Annotated in this window: 22 protein-coding genes; 11 read left to right on the forward strand and 11 right to left on the reverse strand. The window is 71.1% G+C overall.

Annotated features, from left to right (window positions below):
* Positions 1-101: 101 nt before the first annotated feature.
* Together DMA15_RS32965 and DMA15_RS32970 are read left to right on the forward strand one after the other, a co-directional pair.
* Positions 102-899: a VOC family protein gene (locus DMA15_RS32965; RefSeq protein ID WP_125516337.1), complete on the forward strand. Its 798-nt coding sequence runs from the start codon at positions 102-104 to the stop codon at positions 897-899.
* A gap of 230 nt (positions 900-1,129) precedes the next feature.
* Complete coding sequence (locus DMA15_RS32970; RefSeq protein WP_206302888.1) at positions 1,130-1,384, forward strand: WhiB family transcriptional regulator; 255 nt, start codon at positions 1,130-1,132, stop codon at positions 1,382-1,384.
* A 96-nt stretch (positions 1,385-1,480) separates the two neighbouring features.
* On the opposite strand, the gene DMA15_RS32975 is transcribed toward DMA15_RS32970, so the two are convergent.
* The 5 genes from DMA15_RS32975 to DMA15_RS33000 all read right to left on the reverse strand — a co-directional run bounded on the left by DMA15_RS32975 (position 1,481) and on the right by DMA15_RS33000 (position 8,132).
* Positions 1,481-2,455 carry an acyl-ACP desaturase gene (locus tag DMA15_RS32975; protein ID WP_125516339.1) on the reverse strand — a complete coding sequence of 325 codons (975 nt, stop codon included), beginning with the start codon at positions 2,453-2,455 and terminating at the stop codon, positions 1,481-1,483.
* Between the two features lie 157 nt (positions 2,456-2,612).
* Positions 2,613-3,389 (reverse strand): dimethylargininase, encoded by a 777-nt coding sequence (gene ddaH / locus DMA15_RS32980; protein WP_125516340.1) that lies wholly within the window; start codon positions 3,387-3,389, stop codon positions 2,613-2,615.
* Between the two features lie 57 nt (positions 3,390-3,446).
* Entirely contained in the window at positions 3,447-5,750 is a 2,304-nt protein-coding gene (locus DMA15_RS32985) for an excinuclease ABC subunit UvrA (RefSeq protein WP_125516341.1), read from the reverse strand.
* Positions 5,751-5,760: 10 nt separating this feature from the next.
* Positions 5,761-7,404 (reverse strand): ABC-F family ATP-binding cassette domain-containing protein, encoded by a 1,644-nt coding sequence (locus tag DMA15_RS32990; RefSeq protein ID WP_125516342.1) that lies wholly within the window; start codon positions 7,402-7,404, stop codon positions 5,761-5,763.
* 254 nt (positions 7,405-7,658) lie between these two features.
* Positions 7,659-8,132: an Lrp/AsnC family transcriptional regulator gene (locus DMA15_RS33000; RefSeq protein ID WP_125518162.1), complete on the reverse strand. Its 474-nt coding sequence runs from the start codon at positions 8,130-8,132 to the stop codon at positions 7,659-7,661.
* A 94-nt stretch (positions 8,133-8,226) separates the two neighbouring features.
* On the opposite strand from DMA15_RS33000, the gene DMA15_RS33005 reads away from it, so the two are divergent.
* Entirely contained in the window at positions 8,227-9,153 is a 927-nt protein-coding gene (locus DMA15_RS33005; protein WP_125516343.1) for an SMP-30/gluconolactonase/LRE family protein, read from the forward strand.
* Positions 9,154-9,246: 93 nt separating this feature from the next.
* Entirely contained in the window at positions 9,247-10,077 is an 831-nt protein-coding gene (gene nadE, locus DMA15_RS33010) for an ammonia-dependent NAD(+) synthetase (protein ID WP_125516344.1), read from the forward strand.
* Positions 10,078-10,110: 33 nt separating this feature from the next.
* Here the strand turns inward: nadE and DMA15_RS33015 are convergent, their stop codons facing one another.
* Positions 10,111-10,527: an SsgA family sporulation/cell division regulator gene (locus tag DMA15_RS33015; RefSeq protein ID WP_125516345.1), complete on the reverse strand. Its 417-nt coding sequence runs from the start codon at positions 10,525-10,527 to the stop codon at positions 10,111-10,113.
* 213 nt (positions 10,528-10,740) lie between these two features.
* Between DMA15_RS33015 and DMA15_RS33020 the strand changes: the two genes are divergently transcribed.
* Positions 10,741-11,847 carry an oxidoreductase gene (locus DMA15_RS33020; protein WP_125516346.1) on the forward strand — a complete coding sequence of 369 codons (1,107 nt, stop codon included), beginning with the start codon at positions 10,741-10,743 and terminating at the stop codon, positions 11,845-11,847.
* Positions 11,848-11,864: 17 nt separating this feature from the next.
* Here the strand turns inward: DMA15_RS33020 and DMA15_RS33025 are convergent, their stop codons facing one another.
* From DMA15_RS33025 to DMA15_RS33035, 3 genes are all read right to left on the reverse strand, one after another.
* The gene (locus DMA15_RS33025) at positions 11,865-12,164 is read right to left on the reverse strand and encodes a YciI family protein (protein ID WP_125516347.1); all 300 of its coding nucleotides are present in this window, start codon (positions 12,162-12,164) and stop codon (positions 11,865-11,867) included.
* A gap of 21 nt (positions 12,165-12,185) precedes the next feature.
* Entirely contained in the window at positions 12,186-13,619 is a 1,434-nt protein-coding gene (locus DMA15_RS33030; RefSeq protein WP_125516348.1) for a flotillin family protein, read from the reverse strand.
* 103 nt (positions 13,620-13,722) lie between these two features.
* Positions 13,723-14,238 (reverse strand): hypothetical protein, encoded by a 516-nt coding sequence (locus DMA15_RS33035; RefSeq protein ID WP_125516349.1) that lies wholly within the window; start codon positions 14,236-14,238, stop codon positions 13,723-13,725.
* A 253-nt stretch (positions 14,239-14,491) separates the two neighbouring features.
* On the opposite strand from DMA15_RS33035, the gene DMA15_RS33040 reads away from it, so the two are divergent.
* The 3 genes from DMA15_RS33040 (at position 14,492) to DMA15_RS33050 (ending at position 17,878) form a co-directional block, all read left to right on the forward strand.
* The gene (locus tag DMA15_RS33040) at positions 14,492-15,526 is read left to right on the forward strand and encodes an endonuclease/exonuclease/phosphatase family protein (RefSeq protein WP_125516350.1); all 1,035 of its coding nucleotides are present in this window, start codon (positions 14,492-14,494) and stop codon (positions 15,524-15,526) included.
* A gap of 105 nt (positions 15,527-15,631) precedes the next feature.
* The gene (locus tag DMA15_RS33045) at positions 15,632-16,321 is read left to right on the forward strand and encodes an endonuclease V (protein WP_125516351.1); all 690 of its coding nucleotides are present in this window, start codon (positions 15,632-15,634) and stop codon (positions 16,319-16,321) included.
* 102 nt (positions 16,322-16,423) lie between these two features.
* Positions 16,424-17,878: a glyceraldehyde-3-phosphate dehydrogenase gene (locus DMA15_RS33050; RefSeq protein WP_125516352.1), complete on the forward strand. Its 1,455-nt coding sequence runs from the start codon at positions 16,424-16,426 to the stop codon at positions 17,876-17,878.
* Positions 17,879-17,948: 70 nt separating this feature from the next.
* Here the strand turns inward: DMA15_RS33050 and DMA15_RS33055 are convergent, their stop codons facing one another.
* Complete coding sequence (locus DMA15_RS33055; RefSeq protein WP_125516353.1) at positions 17,949-19,124, reverse strand: epoxide hydrolase; 1,176 nt, start codon at positions 19,122-19,124, stop codon at positions 17,949-17,951.
* A 133-nt stretch (positions 19,125-19,257) separates the two neighbouring features.
* Here DMA15_RS33055 and DMA15_RS33060 point away from each other — a divergent pair, with 133 nt between their 5' ends.
* A complete protein-coding gene (locus DMA15_RS33060; protein ID WP_125516354.1) occupies positions 19,258-19,833 on the forward strand; it encodes a CGNR zinc finger domain-containing protein in 576 nt (191 codons plus the stop codon).
* 67 nt (positions 19,834-19,900) lie between these two features.
* Here the strand turns inward: DMA15_RS33060 and DMA15_RS33065 are convergent, their stop codons facing one another.
* A complete protein-coding gene (locus DMA15_RS33065; protein ID WP_125516355.1) occupies positions 19,901-21,124 on the reverse strand; it encodes a saccharopine dehydrogenase NADP-binding domain-containing protein in 1,224 nt (407 codons plus the stop codon).
* 225 nt (positions 21,125-21,349) lie between these two features.
* Between DMA15_RS33065 and DMA15_RS33070 the strand changes: the two genes are divergently transcribed.
* Together DMA15_RS33070 and DMA15_RS33075 are read left to right on the forward strand one after the other, a co-directional pair.
* On the forward strand, positions 21,350-22,492 hold the full coding sequence (locus DMA15_RS33070) for a CaiB/BaiF CoA-transferase family protein (protein ID WP_125516356.1): 1,143 nt from the start codon (positions 21,350-21,352) through the stop codon (positions 22,490-22,492).
* Positions 22,493-22,545: 53 nt separating this feature from the next.
* The gene (locus DMA15_RS33075; RefSeq protein ID WP_125516357.1) at positions 22,546-23,688 is read left to right on the forward strand and encodes an acyl-CoA dehydrogenase family protein; all 1,143 of its coding nucleotides are present in this window, start codon (positions 22,546-22,548) and stop codon (positions 23,686-23,688) included.
* The last annotated feature ends 13 nt before the right edge of the window (positions 23,689-23,701 follow it).

Below are 23,701 nucleotides of genomic sequence, written 5' to 3' on the forward strand. Positions count from 1 at the left end.
CTCAGAAATGTCACTCCTTCAGGAAATGACAACAAGCGGATTGTCAGTGCCGGGTGCCAGACTCAAAGGAACGGCAGAGAGATACGACAAAGGAGTCGATCATGCTCAGTACCCGTTTCGTCCCGGGCGCTCCGGTCTGGGTGGACATGTGCGCCCCCGACCTCGACGGCGTCAGCGCCTTCTACCGCGAGCTGTTCGGCTGGGAGTTGCAGCAGGGCGGCCCGGACCTCGGGGGCTACAGCCAGTTCCAGATCTCCGGCAGGACCGCGGCGGGCGCGATGGCCATGCCGGCCGAGGAGGCCCCGCCGGCCTGGACGCTCTACTTCCGCGCGGCGGACGTCGACGCCACGGTCAAGTCGGTCGAGCAGGCGGGCGGCGGCACGCTCTTCGAACCGGTGGACGTCCGCGACCTGGGCCGCATGGCGGGCCTCACCGACTCGGCGGGCGTGCCGTTCTCGGTGTGGCAGCAGGGGGAGCTCAAGGGGCTCGATGTCCTGAACGAGCCGGGCGGCCTGGTCTGGACCGAGCTGTACACCCCGGACGTCTCCGCGGCCACCTCGTTCTACGGCTCGGTGTTCGGCTGGCAGACCACCGACATGACCTTCCCCGGCGGTTCGTACACGATGGTGAGCCCCGCCGAGGGCACCGAGGAGGACATGTTCGGCGGCATCGCGCCCCTGGAAAGCGACCCCGCGGAGCAGGGGGCGTACTGGCTGCCGTACTTCCAGGTGGACGACTGCGACGCCACGGTCGCGAAGGCCGAGCGGTCCGGCGGCGCGGTGCGGATGGAGACGGTGGAGATGGCGGGCGTGGGCCGCTTCGCCAAGCTCGCGGACCCGGCGGGCGCGCGGTTCGCCGTGCTCCAGCCGGCCCCTCCCGGAGAGCAGATGGAGGCGTAGCCGTCGAGCGGGCGGTTTCGGGACGGCCACCGAGGGGCAGCGCTTAGCGGGGCGCCGCGTCGGTCAGCGCGGCGGGGCGCCGGGCCGCGCGGGGCCGCGCCAGAACGCACGGGACCGCCCGCGCCGGACCGAGCCGGGGGCGCGAGCGGATAGGCGCGGAAAACGGCGCCCGGGAGGTCGTTGATCGTTCGTTGATCGGTTGTTTCGCGCGGCGGGGCAGTATCGGTGCCATGCAGATCGACATCACGGCTCAGCCCGAACTCGCCTGGCAGGAGCAGGCGCTGTGCGCGCAGACCGGAGCGGACTTCTTCTTCCCCGAGCCCGGCAGTTCGGTGCGCGAGGCGAAGGACATCTGCCGGATGTGCGCGATGCGCCCGGCCTGTCTGGAGTACGCACTCGCCAACGACGAGCGGTTCGGCGTCTGGGGCGGCCTCTCCGAGAAAGAGCGGTACGCCCTCAGACGCGTGCCGAACGGTTCACGGTGACGTACGCCTGAGCGCGTACGTCACCGTGAACCCCTGAGTCCCCACCGGGGCCCGACCGCGCAGGCCGGGGCCTGACCGCGCGGAAGGACGCTGCGGTCAGGCGCCCCGCGCCGCCATCCGCGCCTTGCGGGCCGCGAGCTTCTCGTCGAACTTGGACGCCTCCGCGTCCAGCCCGCTCATGTAGAAGCCCAGCTCCTCCTGGGCCTTGAGCCCGTCGGGGCCGAGGCCGTCGATCTCCAGCACCTTCAGGTGCCGCAGCACGGGCTGGAGCACGTCGTCGTGGTGGATGCGCATGTTGTAGACCTCGCCGATGGCCATCTGGGCGGCGGCCCGCTCGAAGCCGGGCATGCCGTGACCGGGCATCCGGAAGTTGACCACGACGTCCCGCACGGCCCCCATGGTGAGGTCGGGCGCCAGCTCGAAGGCGGCCTTCAGGAGGTTGCGGTAGAAGACCATGTGGAGGTTCTCGTCCGTGGCGATGCGCGCCAGCATGCGGTCACAGACCGGGTCGCCGGACTGGTGTCCCGTGTTGCGGTGCGAGATGCGGGTCGCCAGCTCCTGGAAGGCCACGTACGCGACCGAGTGCAGCATCGAGTGGCGGTTGTCCGACTCGAAGCCCTCGCTCATGTGGACCATCCGGAACTGCTCCAGCTGGTCGGGGTCGACGGCCCGCGAGGCGAGGAGGTAGTCACGCATCACGATGCCGTGCCGGCCCTCCTCGGCCGTCCAGCGGTGCACCCAGGTGCCCCAGGCGCCGTCGCGCCCGAAGAGGGAGGCGATCTCGTGGTGGTAGCTGGGGAGGTTGTCCTCGGTGAGCAGGTTGACCACCAGGGCGATGCGCCCGATGTCGGTGACCGGGGACTGGCCCTTCTCCCACGCCTCGCCGTCCTCGAAGAACCCGGGGAAGTTGCGGGCGTCGGAGAACGGGACGTACTCGTGGGGCATCCAGTCCTTGGCCACCTTCAGGTGGCGGTTCAGTTCCTGCTCGACCACTTCCTCCAGCGCGTAGAGCAGCCGGGCATCGGTCCAGCTGTCCGAGCTGCTGCCGAGGTGGGGAGAGGTGATCGTCACGTGGGCTCCATACGGGGACGGGGGGTGCTTACGGGCGGTGCGAGCGGTGCACTACCTACGGTCTCGTAGGTTACGTTGCCGTAGGTTAAACCCTCCGTAAAGAGGCTGTGAGACCGGCCCCCACCCGGGTCCCCGGCAACAAAGGCCTCATTACTGGTCAGGCGTACAGTTCACGGAGCCGGACTGAGAGGCACGTCACACAGCCTTCGAGCTTCTCGAACTCGCCGATGTCGACCGGAACGGGGTCGAAGCCGAGCCCGGCGAGGAGTTCCGTGCTCTTCGGGGCGCTCGCCGCCATCAGCAGCTTCGCGCCGCCGAGCAGCACCACGTGCGCACCGGCCTCCTCGGGGACGGCCAGGAAGCGCGGGAACAGCGAGGCACTGTCGACCAGCGGCTCGTAGCCGATCACCGTCCCGTCGGGCAGCGCCGTCACCGCGGACTTCAGATGCAGCACCTTGCTGACGGGGACGGCGACCACGCGCGCGCCGAGCGGTTCGAAGACGGCCCGCAGCTGCCGCACCCCCTCCGCGTTGGTCCTGCCGCCCCGCCCCACGTAGATCGTGTCGCCGATCTTGAGGACGTCACCGCCGTCGAGCGTGCCGGGCTCCCGGATCCGGTTCACCGAGCAGCCGAGCCGGGCCACCGCCTCCTCGACGGCCGGCGTCTCGCCCCGCCGGGCCTCGGCCCCCGGCCGGGCGATCAGCGCCACGTTCCGGAAGACGACCACCGCGTCCTCCACGAACACCGCGTCCGGGCAGTCGTCGGCGGGCTCCACCTCCAGCGTCTCCCAGCCGTGGGCGTCCAGCGCCGCGACGTACGCCTCCCACTGCCGCAGCGCCATCTCCACATCGACGGGGGTGCGCTCCAGGTGGGTGAGCAGGCCTTCGGCGAGGCGTGGGCCGGGGCGGCGGATCAGGGCCTTCTTGCTGGGCACGGCGTACTCCTCACGGGGCGGGGCACCGCCGCACGTCCTGTGGGGCGGTGCCGCACATCATGCAGCCCGTTCCCCGTCCAGGCCCAGGGCGCCCCGGAGGTGATCCGCCGTGAACGACCCCCGCGCGCGAAGGAGCAGCTCCGGGGTCCCCTCGAAGACGATCCGCCCGCCGTGCTTGCCGCCGTCGGGGCCGAGGTCGATGACCCAGTCCGCGTGCTTGACGACGTCCAGGTTGTGCTCGACGACGACTACCGTGTTCCCGGCGTCGACGAGCCGGTCGAGCAGCGCGAGCAGCCCGTCGACGTCCGCCATGTGCAGGCCGGTGGTCGGTTCGTCGAGTACGTACGTCGTCCCGGTCCGGTGCAGTTGCGTGGCGAGCTTGATGCGCTGCCGCTCGCCGCCGGACAGGGTGCTGAGCGGCTGCCCGAGCGTGAGGTAGGTGAGCCCCACGTCCCGCAGGGCGCCCAGGCGCCGGCGTACCGCCGGGTCGCCGAAGCGTGCGGTGAAGTCGAGGGCGTCCTCGGCCGTCATGGCCAGTACGTCCACGACGGAGTGGCCGTCGACCGTGAGGCGCAGCACCTCGTCCTTGAACCGCCGCCCCTCGCAGACCTCGCACGTCGTGGTCACCGGGTCCATGAACGCCAGGTCGCTGTAGATGACCCCGCGCCCCTGGCAACGCTCGCACGCGCCGTGGGAGTTGAAGCTGAACAGGCTCGCCTTCGCGCCCGTCTCCCGCGCGAAGAGCTTGCGCACGGTGTCCATGATCCCGAGGTACGTCGCCGGGGTGGAGCGGCCCGAGATGCCGATGGACGACTGGTCGACGACCACGGCGTCCGGGTGCGCCGCGGTGAACGCCTTCGACACCAGCGTGCTCTTGCCGGAGCCCGCGACTCCGGTGACCGCGGTGAGCACCCCGGTCGGCACCCGCACGCTGACGTTCTTGAGGTTGTGCAGGTCGGCGCCCTTGATCCAGTGTCCGCCCGTCGCCTCGCGCGGCTTCTCCTTGACGCCCCGGACGCGGCGCAGGTGGCGGCCGGTGAGGGTGTCCGCCCGCCGCAGCTCGTCCGGCGTGCCCTCGAAGACGACCAGGCCGCCGTCGGTGCCGGCCGCCGGGCCCATGTCGACGACGTGGTCGGCGACCGCGATCACGTCCGGGTCGTGCTCGACGACCAGCACGGTGTTGCCCTTGTCGCGCAGCCGCAGCAGCAGGTCGTTGAGGCGGCCCACGTCGCGCGGGTGCAGGCCGACGCTCGGCTCGTCGAAGATGTACGTCATGCCGGTGAGGCTGGAGCCGAGATGGCGCACCATCTTCAGCCGCTGGCCCTCGCCGCCGGAGAGGGTCGACGTCTCACGGTCCAGGCTGAGGTAGCCGAGGCCGATCGCCTCGATCCGCTCTAGGGCCGCCATGGCGGCCGCGGCGATCGGTCCCGCCACCGGGTCGTCGACACGGGCCAACTCCTTGATGAGGTCGGTCACTTCCATCCGGGTGCAGTCGGCGATGGTCAGGCCGTTGATGCGGGTGGCGAGCGCCGCCTCGTTGAGCCGCGCCCCCTGGCAGGAGGGGCAGGCGCCCTCGATGAGGAAGCCCTGCACCATGTCGCGGGTCTTCTGGGCGAGCGCGGACAGATCGCGGTTGAGGTACAGGCGCTCGAAGCGGTCGGCGAGGCCTTCGTAGTCGATGTCCCGTGCCCCGCCGGTGTTGTCGACGCTGACCTTCCGCCTGCCGCGCCCGCCGCGCAGCAGGAAGTGCCGCTCGGTCTCGGTGAAGCGGCCGACCGGCTTGTGCGTGTCGAGGTCGGGCGTGTTCGTGTACGTCTGGCCCTGCCAGGTCCCCGCGGCGAACGGCGGGAAGAGGATCGCGCCGTCCGCCAGGGACTTGTCGGGGTCCAGGATGCGGTCGTAGTCGGGCCGCACGGTACGGCCGAGGCCGTCACACCGCGGGCACATGCCCGAGGGGTCGTTGAAGGAGTACGCCGTCGCGGGGCCCGCGCTCGGCGTGCCGTGCCGGGAGAAGAGCACCCTGATCACGGAGTAGACGTCCGTCATGGTGCCGACGGTGGAGCGGGAGTGGCCGCCGATCGGCTTCTGGTCGACGACGATCGCGGGCGAGAGATCCTCGATGGCGTCCGCGTGCGGCCGCTCGTGCTTCGGCAGCCTGTTGCGCACGAACCAGGTGAAGGTCTCGTTCAGCTGGCGCTGGCTCTCGACCGCGATCGTGTCGAAGACGACCGACGACTTTCCCGACCCCGACACCCCGGTGAAGACCGTGAGACGGCCTTTCGGGATGCTCAGGCTGACCTCCTTGAGGTTGTTCTCACGGGCTCCGGTGATGATGATGCGGTCGTGTGTGTCCTGGTGCATGCACCGGACGCTAGTCCTCATACCAGACAGCTTCTGTCTTCTTTTCCTGGGTGATTTCCTTCAGATCCCCGTCCAGGAGCAGCCAGCGCGTGATGCCGATGGACTCCAGGAACGGCAGGTCGTGACTGGCCACGATCAGCGCGCCCTTGTACGACTCCAGGGCCGACGACAGCTGCCTCACGCTCGCCATGTCGAGGTTGTTCGTCGGCTCGTCGAGCATGAGCAGCTGCGGCGCGGGCTCGGCGAGGAGCAGCGCCGCGAGCGCCGCACGGAACCGCTCGCCGCCCGAGAGGGTCGCCGCCTGCTGGTCGGCCTTGGCGCCCTTGAACAGGAAGCGGGCCAGGCGCGCCCGGATACGGTTGTTGGTCGCGTCCGGGGCGTACGCCGCCACGTTCTCGACGATGCTCAGCCCGTCGTCGAGCACATCGAGCCGCTGGGGCAGGAACCGCAGCGGCACATGGGCCAGCGCCTCGCCGGAGACCGGCTCCAGCTCCCCGGCGATGGTGCGCAGCAGCGTCGTCTTGCCCGCGCCGTTGCGGCCGATCAGCGCGACCCGCTCGGGGCCGCGCAGCTCGAACTCGCGCAGGACACGGGTGCCGTAGCGCAGCCCGAGGCCGCTCAGGGTCAGGACGTCGCGCCCCGGGTGCACCAGGGTCCGCGGGAGGTCGACGCGGATCACGTCGTCGTCCCGCACCGCCTCCACGGCGTCGTCGAGGCGCTCCTTGGCCTCGGCGAGCTTCTCCTCGTGCATGACGCGGTGCTTGCCCGCCGACTCCTGTGCGGCCCGTTTGCGGGCGCCCATCAAGATCTTCGGCTGGCTCCTGCTGTCCTGGATCTTCTGGCCGTAGCGCTTGCGGCGGGCCAACTTGACCTGAGCGTCGGCCAGATCGCGCTTCTGCCTGCGCAGATCGGACTCGGCGACGCGCACCATGCGCTCGGCCGCCTCCTGTTCGGTGGCGAGGACCGCCTCGTACGCGCTGAAGTTGCCGCCGTACCAACTGACCTCGCCCTCGTGCAGATCGGCGATCTGGTCGACGAGGTCGAGGAGTTCACGGTCGTGACTGACCACGACGAGGACACCGGACCATGCCTCGACGGCCGCGTACAGGCGCCGACGGGCGTACAGATCGAGGTTGTTGGTCGGTTCGTCGAGCAGCAGGATGTCGGGCCGGCGCAGGAGCAGCGCGGCGAGGCGCAGCAGCACGGACTCGCCGCCGGAGACCTCGCCGGTGGTGCGGTCGAGGCCGATGTGGCCGAGCCCGAGCTGGTCGAGGGTGGTGAGGGCGCGCTCCTCGACGTCCCAGTCGTCGCCGACGGCCGCGAAGTGCTCCTCGCGCACGTCGCCCGCCTCGATGGCGTGCAGCGCGGCGCGCGTCGCGGCGATGCCGAGCACCTCGTCGACGCGCAGCGCGGTGTCCAGGGTGACGTTCTGCGGGAGATAACCGACCTCGCCGACGATCTTGACGGCGCCTTCGGTGGGCGACAGCTCTCCGGCGAGCAGCTTCAACAGGGTTGATTTCCCTGAGCCGTTGACGCCGATGAGTCCGGTCCTGCCGGGGCCGAAGGCCACCTGGAGAGCGTCGAAGACGCTGGTCCCGTCGGGCCAGGCGAAGGTGAGCGACGTGCAGGTGAGAGAGGTGGGGGAGTGTGACATACAGGCCTCGCGGTCGCGTGGTGTGGAGCGCGGTCAGGGACAACGCGTTCGAGACACCGCGGCGGGGTGAGGCCGGAAAGGGAAAAGGCCTGCGCCGGGGGACGGGACGGCTCGTATGCCGAGGTCGCACGCGACGTACACGGCAGCGCGAGAGCTGCGTGACGCGGTGTCTCATGACCTCAGACGAGCAACGTCCTTCTCCTATCGACGGCAACAGAACCGCTGTCGACGTTAGGAGGCTCCCGTGGGCCCTGTCAACGCTTTATCGCGCCGCCGCTCGGCGGGGTAGGCGGGATGGGCGGGACGGGGCGTTCGAAGAAGGTCTCCAGGGAGACCGTCGCCTGGGTCCCGCTCACGCCGTCGATCGCGTACAGCCTGCGCAGTACGTCCTGGAGCTGCTCCGTCGTCGCGGCGCGCACCTTCACGAGGACCGCGGCGCTGCCCGCGATGACATGCGCCTCCTGGATCTCCGGGATCGCCGCGAAGGCCTCGGCCGAATCCCCCATCCAGGCGTTCGAGTCGACCATCACGAAGGCCAGGACGCCGCGGCCGAGCGCCGCCGGGTCCACGTCGATGGTGGTACGCCGGATGACGCCCCGCTCGCGCAGCTTGCGCACCCGCTCATGGGCGGCGCCCGCCGACAGGCCGACCGCCTTGCCGAGCGCGGCGTACGCGGTGGTCGCGTCCTGCTGGAGGACCGCGATCAGCTTGCGGTCGATGTCGTCCACGTCATTCACCATCCCCATGGCGTCACCATATACGGTTCTGGCATAGTCCATCTCGGCTGTACGAGATTCAGTCCGTGACCACTTGGGGGTAAGCATGTCCGGTTCCGACGACACCGCGCTGTACGAGATCCTGGACGACCGGTTCCGCACCGGCCGGTGCGCCAACGGAGACAGCCGCCTGGAGAAGCTGTACGGCGACTGCCGCTGGGCCGAAGGTCCCCTCTACCTCCCCGCCTGGCGCCAGCTGATCTGGAGCGACATCCCCAACGACCGGATGCTGCGCTGGGACGAGGCGACCGGAGCGGTCTCCGTCTTCCGCTCCCCGGCCGGATACAGCAACGGCAACACGCTCGACCGCGAGGGCCGGCTGATCTCCTGCGAGCAGGGCAACCGCCGCGTCACCCGCACCGAGCCGGACGGCACGATCACCGTGCTCGCCGACCGCCATGAGTGCAAGCGGCTCAACAGCCCGAACGACGCGGTCGTACGCTCCGACGGCTCGGTGTGGTTCTCCGACCCCGACTTCGGGATCACCAGCGACTACGAGGGCTTCCGCGCGGAGCGCGAGCAGGACGGCCTCCACGTCTACCGGATCGACCCGGCCACGGGTGAGGTGCGCCGGGTCGCGGACTGCTTCGGGGCGCCGAACGGGCTGGTCTTCTCCCCCGACGAGCGGCAGCTGTACGTCTCGGACACGCGCGACCGCGTCATCCGCGTCTTCGACGTGCGCGACGACGGGACGCTCTCCGACGGGGAGGTGTTCACCAAGGCCACGGACGACGTCAGCCGCTTCGACAACCTCCGGTTCGACGACGGAGGACGGCTGTGGGCGGCGGCCATCGACGGCGGAGTGCACTGCTACGACCCGGACGGCACCCTGATCGGCCGTCTGAACATCCCCGAACCGGTCTCCAACATCGCCTTCGGAGGCCCCAAGAACAACCGCCTGTTCATCACCGCGTCGACCTCGCTGTACTCGCTCGTGATGGGAATCACCGGGCTGCCGCGCGTGCGGAGCTGACCCGCGGGCACCCTTCCCCACCCGACCAGGATCTCTCCACCCCGAACCAGGATCTCTCTCCACCCCGACCAGGATCTGCAAGCAGGAGTGACCATGAACGACCGCGCGTCCCTCTCCGTCCAGCAGGAGATCGCCCGGGCCCTCCAGGTGAGCGAGGACTTCGACGTACGTACGGAGATCGAGCGCCGAGTGGCCTTCCTCGCCGACCAGTTGACCTCCAACGGCCTGCGCTCCCTGGTGCTCGGCATCAGCGGCGGCGTGGACTCCACGACCGCGGGGCGGCTCTGCCAGCTCGCGGTCGAGCGGGCCCGGGCCACCGGGAGCGAGGCGGTGTTCTTCGCGATGCGGCTGCCGTACGGCGCCCAGGCCGACGAGAAGGACGCACGGTCGGCGCTGGACTTCATCCGGCCAGACAAGGTCCTGACCGTCGACGTGAAGCCCGCGGCCGACGCCGCGCTGGCGGCGGTGGCGGCGGGCGGCGCGCTCTTCCGCGACGCGCACCACCAGGACTTCGTCCTCGGCAACATCAAGGCCAGGCAGCGCATGATCGCCCAGTACGCGGTGGCGGGGGCGCACGACGGCCTGGTGGTGGGCACCGACCAGGCGGCGGAGGCGGCCTCCGGCTTCTTCACCAAGTTCGGCGACGGCGCGGCGGACGTCGTCCCGCTCACCGGCCTCACCAAGCGGCGGGTCCGGGCCCTGGCGCAGGAGCTGGGCGCACCGCCCGCGCTGGTCCAGAAGGTGCCGACGGCGGATCTGGAGTCGCTGAACCCCGGTCTGTCCGACGAGGAGGCGCTCGGCGTCACCTACGACGAGATCGACGACTTCCTGGAGGGCAAGCCGGTCGCCGAGGCGGCCCGCGCCGCCATCGTGGAGCGCTACCACCGGACCGCGCACAAGCGGGAGCTGCCGATCGCCCCCTGACGCGCCGAGCCGTCCGGTCCGGGCGTCAGCGGCTCAGCACGCGTCCCGCATCAGCTCCGCGAGATCCTGGTCCAGGTCGACGTGGCGGTGCTCCTGGCCGACCGGCACGAGCGCCGTCGTGCGGAGCAGGAAGCGGCGCAGCTCCCCGGTGCGGATGTGGACGATCGCGGTGCCCTCGGGCGCGTGGAACTCCACGACCGTGCGGTCGAAACCGTACGGCCGCACCCGCACGTCGCCGTCGCCCACCGCGCGCTCCACGCCGACGGTGAGCAGTTCGCGGGCGAAGGTCCAGTAGACCTCGACGCCCTCCAGCGTCGCGGGGGCGGGAAAGCTCATCCGTACGGCGAAGGGGTCCCGCCGGTCGTAGTGGAGCGTTGCGGGGATGGTCGGCATCCGCGGCGCGGCGGCGACCAGGCGGGCCTCTACGGCTTGCTCGATGACGGTGGACAACGCCTGCTCCCTCACTGACTGCTGGACGACTGGGGTCGGCACTTGAATAGACGACGGAAAGACGGGATCCGTGCACACCCGAGGTGGGTGGGACCGAGTGACCTCTGTCACCGAGAGACCGTGGAGGCGCCCGCGGTTCCCGGCGCCCGTCTTCCGGGGGAGCCCTTCCGGCCATCTGGACGAGGCCCGGCGCGTCGGCTAGCTTCGCCCGCCATGAGGGCCATGGGGAAGTCGAAGACGGTGGGGCGAGCGGTACTGGCGGGCCTGTGCGGGGCGGCACTCGCCGGAGCCGTCCTCGCGGCGCCCGCGCACGCCCGGCCGGACGGGCGGGACCACACCCCTGGCCGGGCCCTGAGCTGGCAGCTCAAGGAGAGCGGCACCGACGCCCGCTTCCGCGGCCTCGCCGCCGTCAGCCGGGACACGGCGTGGGTGGCCGGGTCGAAGGGGACCGTGCTGCGTACGTCGGACGGCGGCAGGAGCTGGCGCGATATCTCCCCACCGGGAGGCGGCTCTCTCGAACTGCGGGACGTGGAGGCCTTCGACGGCCGGCGCGCGGTGGTCCTCGCCATCGGCGAGGGCGAGGCCTCCCGGATCTTGCGCACCGACGACGGCGGCAAGACCTGGACGGAGTCCTTCCGCAACACCGACGCCCGGGCCTTCTACGACTGCGTGACCTTCTTCGACCGCCGCCACGGCCTGGCGATGAGCGACCCGGTCGACGGCAAGTACCGCATCCTGTCCACAGCCGACGGCGGCCGCTCCTGGAAGGTCCTGCCGAGCGCCGGCATGCCCGCGGCGCAGGAGGGCGAGGCGGGATTCGCGGCGAGCGGCCAGTGCCTGGTCGCCTCCGGCCCGCGCGATGTGTGGCTGGCGACCGGGGGAGCGGCACGCGCGCGTGTCCTGCACTCCGCCGACCGCGGCCTGACCTGGACGGCCACCGACGCACCGATCCCCGCGGGCGACCCGGCCCGCGGGGTCTTCGGCCTCGCCTTCCGCGACCGTACGCACGGCATCGCGGTCGGCGGCGACTACCGGGCCGGCCAGGCTTCACCGAAGGCGGCGGCCGTCACCGGGAACGGCGGCCGCACCTGGACCCCGGCCGGACAGCCGCCGCCCGCCTACCGCTCGGGCGTGACGTGGTTCCCGCACAGCCGCGCCACGGCCCTCGCCGTCGGCCCGACGGGCACCGACGTCACCACGGACGGCGGGCGGACCTGGCGGACGGTCGACACGGGCTCGTACGACACCGTGGACTGCGCCCCCGACCGGGGCTGCTGGGCGGCGGGCGAGAAGGGGCGGATCGCCCGCCTGGAGCTCTGAGGGCGCCGGTCCCGGGGTTACGCGGGCAGCTGCTCGCGGTACGCGGCGAGCGTCGGGACCGTCTTCGTCGCGTAGAACTCGGTGATCCGGTACTCGCAGACCCCGGCCAGGACGAACGGGTCCGCCGCGGTGATCTCCTCGATCCGCGCGCGGTCCCGGGCCACGGCGATGATCACTCCGCCGTCGCGCGGGTTCTTGCGCCCGGAGGCGAGGAAGACCCCGGCCTCGTACTGCTCGTCGAGCCAGGCCACATGGGCCGCCAGCTGCTCGTCGACGGCGGAGACGGGCGCGGTGTAGGTCAATTCGAGAAGGAACATGACCGCGAGGCTACTAGGCGGTCAGTCGGTGACATCCATGCGGCCGTTCGCCGGGACGGGCGCCGGGGAGGGCGCCGGAGAGGGCGTCTTGCCTCCGGTGATGCCCTTGAGGAGTTCGGCGAGGTCGACTCCCGTGGTGGAGCTGAGGAGTTCGACGCCCTGGGCGACGTTGTCGGCGACCGTGCGGGAGAGCTGGCTCGCCCCGTCCGTGGAGATCACCGTCATCTTGTCCACCGCGCTGAGCGGCTCGGACGCCTTCGCGACCACGCTCGGCAGGACCTCGACGAGCATCTGCAGGACCGCCGCGTCGCCGTAGCGCGCGAACGCGTCGGCCTTCTTGTGCATCGCCTCCGCCTCCGCGGCGCCCTTCGCGCCGATCGCGGCGGCCTCGGCCTCGCCCTCGAGGCGTACGGCGTCGGCGAGCGCGGCGCGGTGCGCCTTCTCGCCCTCACCGGTGAGGCGGGCCCGCTCGGCGTCGGCCTCCGCCTGCTTGACCAGGCCGATCCTGCGGGCCTCCGCCTCCTGCTCTGCCTGGTAGCGCGCGGCGTCGGCGGGCTTGCGGACCTTCGTGTCCAACTCCCGGTCGGTCAGCGCGGCCTGGCGCTGGGCGACCTTCTCCTGCTCGGACAGGACATCCTGCTGCCGGGCGGCCTCGGCGAGCGGACCCGCGGCGGCGGCGCGGGCCGACGCCTCGTCCGTCTCGGCCTTGATCTCGGCCTGCTTGAGCGCGAACGTCCGCTGGGCGATCGCGATCTCCTCCTCGGCCTTCAGCCGCGCCTGCTCGGCGGCGCGGCGCGCCACGGCCTCGGCGATGTCCGCCTCCTGCTTGGCGCGGGCGGCCTCGGGGCGCCCGAGGTCCTCCAGGTAGGAGCCCTCGGTGGTGATGTCCTGGATCTGGAAGGCGTCGAGCACCAGGCCCTGCCCGGAGAGGCTGGCCTCGGCCTCCTCGGCGACCTGCCCGGCGAACGCGGCGCGGTCCCGGATGATGTCCTCCACCGACATCCGCCCCACGATGGAGCGCAGCGCTCCGGAGAGCACCTCCTGGGTGAAGCCGACGATCCCGTCCTGCTGCATGAGGAAGCGCTGCGCGGCGGCGCGTATGGAGTCCTCGGTGCCGCCAACCTTCACGATGGCCACGCCTTCGAGGTTGGCCTTCACGCCCCGCAGGGTGACGGCGCCGCGCACCGCGATCGGGATGTGCCGCGAGGACAGGTCGAGCGTGAACTTCTGCTGCACGAACGGCACGACGAAGACGCCACCGCCGACCACGACCTTCTGGCCGCTGTTGTCGGTCATCACGCGGCCGGTCTCCGGATCGGTGGACCTCTTGCCGCGCCGCCCAGTCACGATGAAGGCCTCACTGGGCCCGGCGACCTTGTAGCGGGTGATGACGACGAGCGCCAGCAGGACGAGGAGTACGACGACTCCGATGACGGCGGTCAGGACTGGACTCATGGCGCTTTTCCCCCCTGCCGCCCGGGGACGGCAGATCGGTTACGTGTGGGTGGTGAGGTGGGTGTGGTGAGGTGGGTGTGGCTCGGCCGGCACGCGCGCGGGGTCAGCGCTCCACGGGCCGTACCGCCACCGAGGTCGGCGTAAGGGCCGCGTCGACCCAGATCTCGGTGCCCCGCGCCACGGCGGCGGAGCTGCGGGCCGCGAACTTCACGCGCTGGCCCGCGAGGTGCAGCAGCACCTCGCCGTAGCCGTCGGCCGGGATCGCGGTGACGACGGAACCCGCCGTGCCGACGAGGTCGTCGCCGCGCGGTGTGGCCGTGGTCTGGTCGCGCATCAGCGCGCGGGTCACCTTCCACGTGAGCCAGCCCGCCCCGAGCCCGGCGCAGGCGCCCGCGATGGTGGCGGGGCCCGCGCCGAGACCGGTCGTGCCGAGCACGATGGCTCCCCCGAAGCCGAGCATGGACACGAACCCGGCGACGACCGGCAGTGAAAGGAGCCCGTCGAAGAGCCCGTCCAGCACGCCCGCGCCCCCGAAGAGCCCTTCGAGCACTCCGTCGAGGACGAGCGAGAGCACCAGCAGCACGATCCCCGCGATGCCGAGACCCAGAAAGACCGTCATCGGATCACTTCCCCCGTCATGCCGTTCACCTCGGTACGGGAAGATCATGACATGCCGGTACGACACGCCACATTGCTTGCTTCCGGCAATCTTTACGCGCCCTTGATGCCGGTCGGCGCCGGGCGGGGACGGCGGCCCGGGCGCGATTCAAGGTTTTCCGCAGGTTTCCCCTTGGCGGCACCGACACGGTCGATACCACCAGGCCCAGACACCCGGCGGGACTGGCACGACCGACTCACCAATGGAGGCAACGGTGCTCACTGCGAAACGCACGGCAACGGCGACGATCGTGTCCCTGGCGGTCGCCACCGGCTTCTTCACGGCGTCTGCCACCGCCTCGACGGCCCCGAGCGCGCCTGCCGGGACCGACTCGTCCAAAGCCCAGGCCCTTCCGGCGAGGATCACGGCGCTGACCTGGAACATATGCGGTGCCATCAAGGAGTGCCCGGAAGCGGAAGCGACACCCGAGAAGAAGATCGACGAGATCATGCGGCAGGTGAACGCGGACCGCTCCATCGGCGTGATCATGATCCAAGAGGCCTGCAAGAGCCTTCATTCGGACAGGCTCGCCGACCGGCTGGGCTCCGACTGGATCGTGCGTCACCGCACCGGCAAGACAGTCGGCACGAACAACCTGATCGAGTGCCCGAGCAGCACGGCGGTCCCCAAGACCAAGGACGCCGGAACCGCCGTCGCCGTGAAGAAGATCCCCGGCACCACACCGATGGCGTGGGATGTCACTTTCCCCGGCACCAGAGGTCTGGAGCACGTCGAAGGGAAAGGCGACAAGCCGCGGACCAACCACACGACTCAAGGAATGGCGTGCGCGGGGCTCCGGTCGAGCAACGCCGCGAACCGTCTGGTGGCGTGCAGCAGCCACTTCGTCCACCGGGGGGTCCACAACCAGGAGCGCATACGCGCCGTTTCGGCAAGGGACATGGCGGCCTGGGGGCGGCTGTGGCAGCGCCAGGGTTTCCGTACCGTGCTCGGCGGAGACCTCAACACCCTTCCCGGGGGCGGCGGTCGTCTCAAGCCCTTGTACGACATGAGCTTCGAGGGCGACTGGAACGACGAGTGCGACACCACCGGGTATCCGTGGCTCACGGGCTGCTCGGCGGTAGCCGGGAGCAAGTTCGACTACCTGTTCTTCGGTGACCGGGGTCTGCGCTACGTCGGCGGCGACGTGGTGAACGGCGCGGACCCGGTCGCGTCCGACGCGTACAAGAGCGCGGATCTGAGCGATCACTGGATGCTCAAGGCCACGGTCAGGCCGGTGCCCATGCGCTAGGGGGAGGCGCCCGCAGCACCGGTCGAGCGCCCGCGGACGGGGGACCGCGGGCGCTTCGGCATGCGCGAAGGGCACTCCGCGCCGCCAACTAGGCTGGCCCGCACCATGATCAGCTACCCACTGCCGCCCGACTGGCCCACCGACGAGAAGGCGGCCCGCGCCGTTCAGGACGAACTGCGCGCCCGCGTCGTACTCGACGAGACGGGGCCGCCGCCCGGCACCGGACACGTGACCGGGGTGGACGTCGCCTACGACGACGAGCGGGATGTCGTCGCCGCGGCCGTCGTCGTGCTCGACGCGGCCACGCTCGACGTGATCGAGGAGTCCACGGCCGTCGGCACCGTGGCGTTCCCCTACGTGCCGGGCCTGCTCGCCTTCCGGGAGATCCCGGCCGTCCTCTCCGCGCTCTCCCGGCTCGACGCCGACCCGGGCCTCGTGGTCTGCGACGGCTACGGCGTCGCGCACCCGCGCCGCTTCGGCCTCGCGAGCCACCTCGGCGTCCTGACGGGGCTGGCGACGATGGGCGTGGCGAAGAACCCCTTCACCTTCGCGTACGAGGCTCCGGCCGCGCCCCGCGGCAGCGCCTCGCCCCTGCTGGACGGCGCCGAGGAGGTGGGCCGCGCGCTGCGCACCCGCGAGGGCGTGAAGCCGGTCTTCGTCTCGGCCGGCCACCGGGTGACGCTCGACAACGCCTGCGCGCACGCGCTGCGCCTCACACCCCGCTACCGCCTGCCCGAATCCACGCGCCGCGCGGACGCGCTGTGCCGGGCCGCCCTGCGGGAAGCGGCCAGGTGAGGGGCGTGGAGCCGCCGGGTGAGGACCGGTATGCGGCCGGGTGAACGATCAAAAGAAGAGCGGGTTAGCATATGAGCGCCGCCTAGCTCGAAAGAGAAACCTGTGACTGTCAACGACGACTCGTTCACCAACTGGAAGCACCGCGAGGAGATCGCGGAGTCGATGATCCCGATCATCGGGAAGCTGCACCGCGAGCGGGACGTGACGGTCCTGCTGCACAGCCGCTCCTTGGTGAACAAGTCGGTGGTCAGCATCCTCAAGACCCACCGGTTCGCCCGCCAGATCGCCGGCGAGGAACTGTCGGTCACCGAGACGCTGCCCTTCCTCCAGGCTCTCGCCGCGCTCGACCTCGGCCCGTCGCAGATCGACATCGGCATGCTCGCCGCGACCTACCGCGGCGACGAGCGCGGCCTCTCGGTCTCCGAGTTCACCGCCGAGGCCGTCGCGGGCGCCACGGGCGCCAACAAGATCGAGTGCCGCGAGGGCCGCGACGTCGTCCTCTACGGCTTCGGCCGCATCGGCCGCCTCGTCGCCCGCCTGCTCATCGAGAAGGCCGGCTCCGGCAACGGCCTGCGGCTGCGCGCCATCGTCGTACGCGGGGGAGGGGAGCGGGCCGCCGAGGACATCGTCAAGCGGGCCTCGCTGCTGCGCCGCGACTCCATCCACGGCCAGTTCCAGGGCACCATCACCGTCGACGAGGCGAACAGCAAGATCATCGCCAACGGCAACGAGATCAAGGTCATCTACGCGAACGACCCCTCGGAGGTCGACTACACCGCGTACGGCATCAAGAACGCCATCCTCATCGACAACACCGGCAAGTGGCGCGACCGCGAGGGCCTCTCCAAGCACCTGCGCCCCGGTGTCGACAAGGTTGTCCTGACCGCCCCGGGCAAGGGCGACGTGCCCAACATCGTGCACGGCGTCAACCACGACACGATCAAGCCGGACGAGCGGATCCTGTCCTGCGCCTCCTGCACCACCAACGCGATCGTCCCGCCGCTGAAGGCGATGGCGGACGAGTACGGCGTGCTGCGCGGCCACGTGGAGACCATCCACTCGTTCACCAACGACCAGAACCTCCTGGACAACTACCACAAGGCCGACCGCCGCGGCCGCTCCGCGCCGCTCAACATGGTGATCACCGAGACCGGCGCCGCCTCCGCCGTCGCCAAGGCGCTGCCGGACCTGAAGGCGCCGATCACCGGCAGCTCGATCCGCGTCCCCGTGCCGGACGTCTCGATCGCGATCCTCAGCCTGACGCTCGGCCGCGAGGCCACCCGCGAGGAGGTCCTCGACTACCTCCGCAACGTCTCGCTGACCTCGCCGCTCAAGCGCCAGATCGACTTCACCAGCGCCCCCGACGCGGTCTCGAACGACTTCATCGGCTCGCGCCACGCCTCGATCGTCGACGCGGGCGCCACCAAGGTCGACGGCGACAACGCGATCCTCTACCTCTGGTACGACAACGAGTTCGGCTACTCCTGCCAGGTCATCCGCGTCGTCCAGCACGTCTCCGGGGTGGAGTACCCGACGTACCCCGTGCCGGTCGCCTGATTTCCCTCCGCGGTCCGCGCGCCGCCCGTTCTCCGTACCGGCCTGGCATGGCAGTACGGAGGGCGGGCGGCTACTGCCGATGGGCGGCCAGTACTGCCGCGAGGCCGTCGCGCAGATCCTTGACGAAGTACTCGGGAACCTCCAGCGACGGGAAATGGCCCCCGGTTCCGGCCGTCCTCCAGCGGACGATCCGCCGGAACCGCTCCTGTGCCCAGGCGCGCGGACACTTCTCGATGTCGCGGGGGTACGTGGTGATCGCCGCCGGGACGTCGACCCGAAGGCCGGGGTCGAGCGAGTCGTGGCTCTCGTAGTAGATGCGGGCCGCCGACGCGCCGGTCCGGGTCAGCCAGTACAGGGTGACGTTGTCGAGAACCCTGTCCCGGGAGACCGTCTCGAACGGGCTGTCCTCGGTATCCGTCCACTCGGCGAACTTGTCGAGGATCCAGGCGAGCAGCCCGACCGGTGAGTCGACGAGCGAGTAGCCGATGGTCTGCGGCCGGGTCGCCTGTTGCCTTGCGTACGCCGCGCGGTGGCGCCAGAAATCGCGGGTCTCCTCGGTCCACTCGCGCTCGGCCGCCGTCAGCCCGTCCGTCGTCAACCCCGGCGGTGCCTGCGCCAGCGTCGTGTGGACGCCGAGCACGTGCTCGGGGAACCGGCCGCCGAGGATCGTGGTGATCACGCCTCCCCAGTCGCCGCCGTGGGCCGCGAACTTGTCGTAGCCGAGCCTTCCCATCAACTCCACCCACGCGGCCGCGATCCTCTCCGTCCCCCACCCGGTGGTGGCCGGCTTGTCGCTGTGACCGAAGCCCGGCAGCGACGGGACCACGACGTGGAACGCCGGCGCGTCCGCGTCCTTCGGATCCGCCAACTCGTCCACCACATCGATGAACTCGGCGACACTGCCCGGCCAGCCGTGCGTCAGGATCAGCGGAGTGGCATCCGCGCGCGCGGACCGGCGGTGCAGGAAGTGGATTCCCAGGCCGTCGACGGACGTGCGGAACTGGCCGATCCGATTGAGCCGCGCTTCGAACGACCGCCAGTCGTACCCGGTGCGCCAGTACTCCACCACGTCGACGAGGTCGGCGAGCGGAACGCCCTGCTCCCACCGGCGCGGGCCGGGTGCGGCGCGTTGGACCGTCTCGGCCTCCGGCAGCCGCGCCGCGGCCAGCCGCGCGCGCAGATCGTCGAGGTCGGCGTCGGTCGCGTGGGCTTCGAATGCGTGCACGTCGTCGGTCGGACGGGGCATGAGACCTCCTGGCCGTCGGGGAGCCGGCTGGGGACCACCGCGGACGACCGCGGTCTGCCGCGATCTACGGAGAACCGGCTAAGACGGTTCTACCGTGCCCTCGCGTCGGCATGCAACCGGCTAAGGTGGTTCCATGCGTGCTGAGTTCCCTGACTTCCGCCTCGGAAATGTGCTGGCGACCAGCTTCACGGGGACTCTGTCGGAGCGTCATGGCAACGCCGTGGAGCGCATTCCCACGCCGCACCGGCTCGTCGACTGGCTGGCGGTGAACGGCCTCGCCGTGGCGTCCTGCACCACGGCGCAGCTCGACCTCGCCCGGGAGCTGAGGGAGTCGATTCACGTCGCCGCGACAGCCGCCGCGGTCCAGGACGCACTCCCCGCGTCCGCTCTCCGCGTCATCAATGACCGCAGCGCTCAGGGGCGGGCCGCGGCCGTCCTGACGCCCGAGGGCGAGCGGCGATGGCTGCTCGGCTCGGCCTCCCCCGTGGAGGACGCCCTCGGCGTGATCGCCGCCGACGCGATCAGCGTCATCGCGGGCGAACGCGACGGAAAACTGGCCCTGTGCGCCTCGCCGACCTGTCGAGCCGCCTTCTTCGACACCAGCCGGAGCCGCACCCGCAAGTGGTGCGACATGAACACGTGTGGGAACCGTCAGAAGAAGGCGCGCTTCCACGCGAACCGACGCGCCGCCCCCGGATCGGCGGACTGAGCGGACGCGGCCCCCTCCCGAGGGGCTCTGCTCATACCCCTCGGGAGGGGGCCACCAGCCGCGGGCTCTAGCGCACCGCCGCCACCCGGAAGACGAGCCCCGCCGCCTCCAGCCGCGCCAGCAGCGCGTCGCCCATCGCCTGGGCCGTGGTCACCTGCCCGGCGGACGGCGGCAGCGTGTCCAGCGCCAGGCACAGCGCCGACTCCGCCAGCATCTTGGCCGTCTCGTCGTACCCGGGATCGCCGCCCGAGACCTCGGTGTAGACCCGCTTGCCGCCGCCCTCGCCGACGAACCGCACCGAGAACCACGTCTTGGCCCGCCGCTCCTGGCTCGGCCCGGCACCGGGCTCCAGCCGGCCCGAGAGCCACCGCCGCGCGGGCGCCCACTGCGCGGCCGCCAGCAGACCGCCGACGGCGAGCGTGCCGCCCAGAGCCATGGGCAGCGTCCGCACGGCCGCGTAGTGCCGGTAGCGGAAGTCGGGCCCGTACCGGTCGATGGCCCGCGCCGAGCGCTGCACCACCTGCGGGTCGATCGTCGGCAGCGGCAGCGCCCAGGCGCCGACCTCGCCCGCGTACCGCGGCGGACTCGGCGGCGCGTACGCCTTGCGGTCCGCCGGGCGGGGCTCGTGGCGCCGCCGTTCCTTGGCGGCGGCCAGCATCTGCGGGCCCCGGCCGAACTGGTTCAGCGCGGAGGCGAAAGTGCCGCCGGAGAACTGCCCGTTGGTCCGTACGAACCCGTCGACCCGCAGCGGTACACCTTCCGGCAGCCGCTTCACCGTGAAGTACACGCCCAGGTCGTGCGGGACCGAGTCGAAACCGCACGCGTGCACAAGCCGGGCGCCGGTCTCCCGCGCGCGGGCGTCGTGCCGCACATACATCAGGTCGACGAATTCCGGCTCGCCCGTCAGATCCACGTAGTCCGTGCCCGACTCCGCGCACGCGGCGACCAGTTCCTGCCCGTACGTCAGATAGGGGCCGACGGTCGTGGCGACCACGCGCGCGTGGGCGGCCATCTCCCGCAGCGACTCCGGGTCGGCCACATCGGCCCGCACCAGGGGGAGTTCGGCGCAGGCCGGGTCTATGGCGGCCAGGCGCTCACGCAGCTTCTCCAGCTTCGTGGTGTCGCGCCCCGCGAGCGCCCAGCGCACCTCCTTGGGCGCGTGCGCGGCCAGATACTCCGCGGTGAGCACCCCCACGAAGCCGGTCGCCCCGAAAAGCACGACGTCGTAGGGGCGACCCTTCTTCCCGCCGGTCGTGGTGTCGCCACTGGTCTCGCTCTGGTGAGTGTTCATGGCACCTCTCGCCGTACGTCCGTCCGGTCGTGGTGGCCGAGGCTAGCGCGCACCACCGGGGCCCGGCGCGTGTGCCCCCGGCGCGGAGCACGTCCGCCGAGCCGACCGGAGCCTCCGCGGTCCAAGATTGGCTAAGCGCTTGCTCGTCAGGGGCTTGTGCACAGTGGAACACGTTCTTAGCATCACTGGTGTTACATCAGTTGTGTCATAGCGGCTGGGGGCTCAATGGCAGTGCCGGACAGGGGCGTTAACGGGCCGCTCGCCGGGGTGCGCGTGGTGGAGCTGGCGGGTATCGGGCCCGGCCCGTTCGCGGCCATGCTCCTGGCCGACCTCGGAGCCGATGTCGTGCGCGTGGACCGCCCGGGCGGCGGCGGCCTCGCCATCGACCCGGCCCACGACATCACCAACCGCAACAAGCGCTCGGTGATCGTCGACCTGAAGGCCGACGGCGGCGCGGCACACGTCCTCGACCTGGCCGAGCGCGCCGACATCCTCATCGAGGGCTACCGCCCGGGCGTGGCCGAGCGCCTCGGCGTCGGCCCCGAGGCCTGCCACGCGCGCAATCCGCGGCTCGTCTACGGCCGGATGACCGGGTGGGGCCAGGAGGGGCCGCTCGCCCAGCGCGCCGGGCACGACATCGCGTACATCGCGATCACCGGCACCCTCGGCATGATCGGCAACCCCGGCGAGCCGCCCGCGGTCCCCGCGAACCTCGTCGGCGACTACGCGGGCGGCTCGCTCTACCTCGTCGTCGGCGTCCTCGCCGCGCTCACCCACGCGCGCGTGCACGGCGAGGGGCAGGTCGTGGACGCCGCGATCGTCGACGGCGCGGCCCACCTCTCCTCGATGATCCACGGCATGCTCGCGGCGGGCGGCTGGCAGGACCGGCGCGGCGCCAACCTCCTCGACGGCGGCTGCCCCTTCTACGGCAACTACGAGACCTCCGACGGCGGCCACATGGCCGTGGGCGCCCTGGAGCAGCAGTTCTACGACGAGTTCATCGCGCTGATCGGCCTCGCCGAGGTGGCGCCCGCCCGCAAGGACCTGGCCCGCTGGGGCGAGCTGCGCGAGGCCGTCGCCGCCCGCTTCAAGGAACGTACGCGCGAGGAGTGGACGGCCGTCTTCGAGGGCTCCGACGCGTGCGTGGCGCCGGTGCTGTCGCTGCGCGAGGCGCCCGCCCACCCCCACCTCGCCGCCCGCGGCACCTTCACCGACCACGGCGGCATCACCCAGCCCGCCCCCGCGCCCCGCTTCTCCGCGACCCCGACGCGCGTGCGCACCGGCCCCGCGCAGCCGGGCGCCGACACCGCCGACGTGGCCCGCGACTGGGACGTACCGGCCCTCGCACCGCCGTCGCAGCCAAGTTGACCGAAACCGCAAAGGGCTGGCCCTGAGATGGGGCCCCAGGAGGCCACGTACAGATGAAACGGCAGATCTTCTCCGCCGAGCACGACGCGTTCCGCGAGACCGTGCGCACCTTCCTCGCCAAGGAGGTGCTCCCGCACTACGAGCAGTGGGAGAAGGACGGCATCGTCTCCCGCGAGGCGTGGCTCGCGGCCGGCAGGCAGGGGCTGCTCGGGCTCGCCGTCCCGGAGGAGTACGGCGGTGGCGGCAACGACGACTTCCGTTACTCCGCCGTCCTCGCCGAGGAGTTCACGCGCGCGGGCGCCGCCGGGCTCGCGGTCGGCCTGCACAACGACATCATCGGCCCCTATCTGACCTCGCTCGCCACCGAGGAGCAGAAGCGCCGCTGGCTGCCGGGGTTCTGCACCGGCGAGACCATCACGGCCATCGCCATGACCGAGCCGGGCGCGGGCTCCGACCTCCAGGGCATCCGCACCACCGCCGAGGACCGCGGCGACCACTGGGTGCTCAACGGCTCCAAGACGTTCATCTCGAACGGCATCCTCGCCGACCTCGTCATCGTCGTCGCCAAGACCTCCCCCGAAGGCGGCGCGCACGGACTCTCCCTGCTGGTCGTCGAGCGGGGTATGGCGGGCTTCGAGCGGGGCCGCAACCTCGACAAGATCGGCCAGAAGGCCCAGGACACCGCCGAGCTGTTCTTCCACGACGTACGCGTCCCGAAGGAGAACCTCCTCGGTGAACTCAACGGCGCGTTCGTGCACCTGATGACGAACCTCGCCCAGGAGCGCATGGGCATCGCCGTCGCCGGGATCGCCGCCGCCGAGCACCTGCTGGAGATCACCACGACGTACGTCAAGGAGCGCGAGGCCTTCGGGCGGCCGCTGGCCAAGCTCCAGCACATCCGCTTCGAGATCGCCGAGATGGCCACCGAGTGCGCCGTCACCCGCACGTTCCTCGACCGGTGCATCGTCGATCACTCGAACGGGGAACTCGACGCGGTCCACGCCTCGATGGCGAAGTGGTGGGCCACCGAACTGCAGAAGCGGGTCGCCGACCGCTGTCTGCAACTGCACGGCGGATACGGCTATATGACGGAGTACCGCGTCGCGAAGGCCTTCACCGACGGACGCGTCCAGACCATCTACGGCGGCACGACCGAGATCATGAAGGAGATCATCGGTCGCTCGCTCCTCGGCTGACCTCTCAGGCCCC

Source organism: Streptomyces sp. WAC 01529, from assembly GCF_003945545.1.
Lineage (GTDB): Bacteria > Actinomycetota > Actinomycetes > Streptomycetales > Streptomycetaceae > Streptomyces > Streptomyces anatolicus.

Excerpts from the sequence above, each read along its gene's own strand:
- DMA15_RS32965 (WP_125516337.1), top strand. The coding sequence starts at position 102 with ATGCTCAGTACCCGTTTCGTCCCGGGCGCTCCGGTCTGGGTGGACATG.
- DMA15_RS32970 (WP_206302888.1), top strand. The coding sequence starts at position 1,130 with ATGCAGATCGACATCACGGCTCAGCCCGAACTCGCCTGGCAGGAGCAG.
- DMA15_RS32985 (WP_125516341.1), bottom strand. The coding sequence starts at position 5,750 with ATGCACCAGGACACACACGACCGCATCATCATCACCGGAGCCCGTGAG.
- DMA15_RS32990 (WP_125516342.1), bottom strand. The coding sequence starts at position 7,404 with ATGTCACACTCCCCCACCTCTCTCACCTGCACGTCGCTCACCTTCGCC.
- DMA15_RS33005 (WP_125516343.1), top strand. The coding sequence starts at position 8,227 with ATGTCCGGTTCCGACGACACCGCGCTGTACGAGATCCTGGACGACCGG.
- nadE (WP_125516344.1), top strand. The coding sequence starts at position 9,247 with ATGAACGACCGCGCGTCCCTCTCCGTCCAGCAGGAGATCGCCCGGGCC.
- DMA15_RS33020 (WP_125516346.1), top strand. The coding sequence starts at position 10,741 with ATGAGGGCCATGGGGAAGTCGAAGACGGTGGGGCGAGCGGTACTGGCG.
- DMA15_RS33025 (WP_125516347.1), bottom strand. The coding sequence starts at position 12,164 with ATGTTCCTTCTCGAATTGACCTACACCGCGCCCGTCTCCGCCGTCGAC.
- DMA15_RS33030 (WP_125516348.1), bottom strand. The coding sequence starts at position 13,619 with ATGAGTCCAGTCCTGACCGCCGTCATCGGAGTCGTCGTACTCCTCGTC.
- DMA15_RS33035 (WP_125516349.1), bottom strand. The coding sequence starts at position 14,238 with ATGACGGTCTTTCTGGGTCTCGGCATCGCGGGGATCGTGCTGCTGGTG.
- DMA15_RS33045 (WP_125516351.1), top strand. The coding sequence starts at position 15,632 with ATGATCAGCTACCCACTGCCGCCCGACTGGCCCACCGACGAGAAGGCG.
- DMA15_RS33055 (WP_125516353.1), bottom strand. The coding sequence starts at position 19,124 with ATGCCCCGTCCGACCGACGACGTGCACGCATTCGAAGCCCACGCGACC.
- DMA15_RS33060 (WP_125516354.1), top strand. The coding sequence starts at position 19,258 with ATGCGTGCTGAGTTCCCTGACTTCCGCCTCGGAAATGTGCTGGCGACC.
- DMA15_RS33065 (WP_125516355.1), bottom strand. The coding sequence starts at position 21,124 with ATGAACACTCACCAGAGCGAGACCAGTGGCGACACCACGACCGGCGGG.
- DMA15_RS33070 (WP_125516356.1), top strand. The coding sequence starts at position 21,350 with ATGGCAGTGCCGGACAGGGGCGTTAACGGGCCGCTCGCCGGGGTGCGC.
- DMA15_RS33075 (WP_125516357.1), top strand. The coding sequence starts at position 22,546 with ATGAAACGGCAGATCTTCTCCGCCGAGCACGACGCGTTCCGCGAGACC.